We start from the raw sequence: 3,008 nt of genomic DNA, 5'->3' as shown, positions 1-3,008 counted from the left end.
CTGAATATATAGGGTGTGTGGAGGGAACGTGGGGAAGTGAAACATCTCAGTACCCACAGGAAGAGAAAACAACAGTGATTCCGTCAGTAGTGGCGAGCGAACGCGGAAGAGGCCAAACCATGTGCATGTGATACCCGGCAGGGGTTGTGCGTGTGGGGTTGTGGGGTTTGTCTTGTCGATTCTGCCGGATCGGCCGACAGTGAGAAATCGTGTGGTTAGTCGAAGTGGTCTGGGATGGCCTGCCGTAGAGGGTGAGAGTCCCGTAGACGAAAACTGTGCGACTGTCGTGATGAATGCCCAAGTAGCAGCGGGCCCGTGAAATCTGCTGTGAATCTGTCGGGACCACCCGATAAGCCTGAATACTCCCTGGTGACCGATAGCGGACTAGTACCGTGAGGGAAAGGTGAAAAGTACCCCGGGAGGGGAGTGAAATAGTACCTGAAACCGTGCGCTTACAATCCGTCAGAGCCTGCGAGTGACTTGTCGCTGTGGGTGATGGCGTGCCTTTTGAAGAATGAGCCTGCGAGTCAGTGGTATGTGGCGAGGTTAACCCGTGTGGGGTAGCCGTAGCGAAAGCGAGTCCGAATAGGGCGACCGTAGTCGCATGCTCTGGACCCGAAGCGGAGTGATCTACCCATGGCCAGGGTGAAGCGACGGTAAGACGTCGTGGAGGCCCGAACCCACTTAGGTTGAAAACTGAGGGGATGAGTTGTGGGTAGGGGTGAAAGGCCAATCAAACTCCGTGATAGCTGGTTCTCCCCGAAATGCATTTAGGTGCAGCGTCGCGTGTTTCATCCTGGAGGTAGAGCTACTGGATGGTCTAGGGGGCCCACAAGCTTACCGAAATCAGCCAAACTCCGAATGCCAGGATGTGAGAGCGCGGCAGTGAGACTGCGGGCGATAAGGTTCGTAGTCGAGAGGGAAACAGCCCAGATCGCCGGCTAAGGCCCCTAAGCGTGTACTAAGTGGAAAAGGATGTGAAGTCGCGAAGACAACCAGGAGGTTGGCTTAGAAGCAGCCACCCTTGAAAGAGTGCGTAATAGCTCACTGGTCAAGTGATTTTGCGCCGACAATGTAGCGGGGCTCAAGTACACCGCCGAAGCCGCGGCACTCACATGTATCCCGTCCGATCCTCATGGGGGTCGGGCCAGGTGTGTGGGTGGGTAGGGGAGCGTCGTGTGGCCGGGGAAGCGCCGGAGTGATCCAGGTGTGGAGGCCACGCGAGTGAGAATGCAGGCATGAGTAGCGAAAGACGAGTGAGAAACTCGTCCGCCGAATGACCAAGGGTTCCTGGGCCAGGTTAATCCGCCCAGGGTGAGTCGGGACCTAAGGCGAGGCCGACAGGCGTAGTCGATGGACAACGGGTTGATATTCCCGTACCCGTGTATCCGCGCCCATGACGAATCAGGAGTACTAACCGTCCAGATCTTCCGTGAGCACCTTCGGGTGCCTGGTGGAGTGATGCACGGGACCTTTCCTGGTAGTAGTCAAGCGATGGGGTGACGCAGGAAGGTAGCTGGGCCAGTCAGTGGTTGTACTGGTGTAAGCCTGTAGGGCGAACGGTAGGCAAATCCGCCGTTCACGAAGCCTGAGAGGTGATGCGTAGCCGAATGAGGCGAATTCAGTGATCCTATGCTGCCGAGAAAAGCCTCTAGTGAGTTGGTACACGGCCCGTACCCCAAACCGACACAGGTGGTCAGGTAGAGAATACCAAGGCGATCGAGAGAACTATGGTTAAGGAACTCGGCAAAATGCCCCCGTAACTTCGGGAGAAGGGGGACCCCTGCTGGTGATCACTCTTGCAGTGTGAGCTGGTGTGGGTCGCAGAGACCAGTGAGAAGCGACTGTTTACTAAAAACACAGGTCCGTGCGAAGTCGTAAGACGATGTATACGGACTGACGCCTGCCCGGTGCTGGAAGGTTAAGAGGACCGGTCAGCCACTTCGGTGGCGAAGCTGAGAATTTAAGCCCCAGTAAACGGCGGTGGTAACTATAACCATCCTAAGGTAGCGAAATTCCTTGTCGGGTAAGTTCCGACCTGCACGAATGGCGTAACGACTTCTCAGCTGTCTCAACCATAGACTCGGCGAAATTGCATTACGAGTAAAGATGCTCGTTACGCGCGGCAGGACGAAAAGACCCCGGGACCTTCACTACAGCTTGGTATTGGTGTTCGGTTCGGTTTGTGTAGGATAGGTGGGAGACTGTGAAGCATGCACGCCAGTGTGTGTGGAGTCGTTGTTGAAATACCACTCTGATCGTATTGGATACCTCAACCTCGGACCATGATCTGGTTCAGGGACAGTGCCTGGTGGGTAGTTTAACTGGGGCGGTTGCCTCCCAAAATGTAACGGAGGCGCCCAAAGGTTCCCTCAGCCTGGTTGGCAATCAGGTGTCGAGTGCAAGTGCACAAGGGAGCTTGACTGTGAGACTGACAGGTCGAGCAGGGACGAAAGTCGGGACTAGTGATCCGGCACCGGCAAGTGGAAGCGGTGTCGCTCAACGGATAAAAGGTACCCCGGGGATAACAGGCTGATCTTCCCCAAGAGTCCATATCGACGGGATGGTTTGGCACCTCGATGTCGGCTCGTCGCATCCTGGGGCTGGAGTAGGTCCCAAGGGTTGGGCTGTTCGCCCATTAAAGCGGCACGCGAGCTGGGTTTAGAACGTCGTGAGACAGTTCGGTCTCTATCCGCCGCGCGCGTGAAGAAACTTGAGGAAGGCTGTCCCTAGTACGAGAGGACCGGGACGGACGAACCTCTGGTGTGCCAGTTGTTCCACCAGGAGCACTGCTGGTTGGCTACGTTCGGAAGGGATAACCGCTGAAAGCATCTAAGCGGGAAGCCTGTTCCAAGATGAGGTTTCTCACCCCCCAGAGGGGGTAAGGCCCCCGGCAGACCACCGGGTTGATAGGCCAGAACTGGAAGCCCAGCAATGGGTGCAGGTGACTGGTACTAATAGGCCGAGGACTTACCACGAAGAAGCTACGCGTCCACTGTGCAGTATCT

Annotated in this window: 1 rRNA gene; it reads left to right on the top strand. The window is 56.2% G+C overall.

Annotation, left to right across the window (positions count from 1 at the left end):
• A 23S ribosomal RNA gene (locus RC2_RS18330) occupies positions 1-2,978 on the top strand; the annotation flags it as partial.
• Between the last annotated feature and the right edge of the window lie 30 nt (positions 2,979-3,008).

The organism is Rhodococcoides corynebacterioides NBRC 14404 (assembly GCF_001894765.1).
In the GTDB taxonomy this organism is placed as follows: Bacteria; Actinomycetota; Actinomycetes; order Mycobacteriales; family Mycobacteriaceae; genus Rhodococcoides; species Rhodococcoides corynebacterioides.
This window is presented reverse-complemented; position numbering and strand designations above follow the sequence as displayed.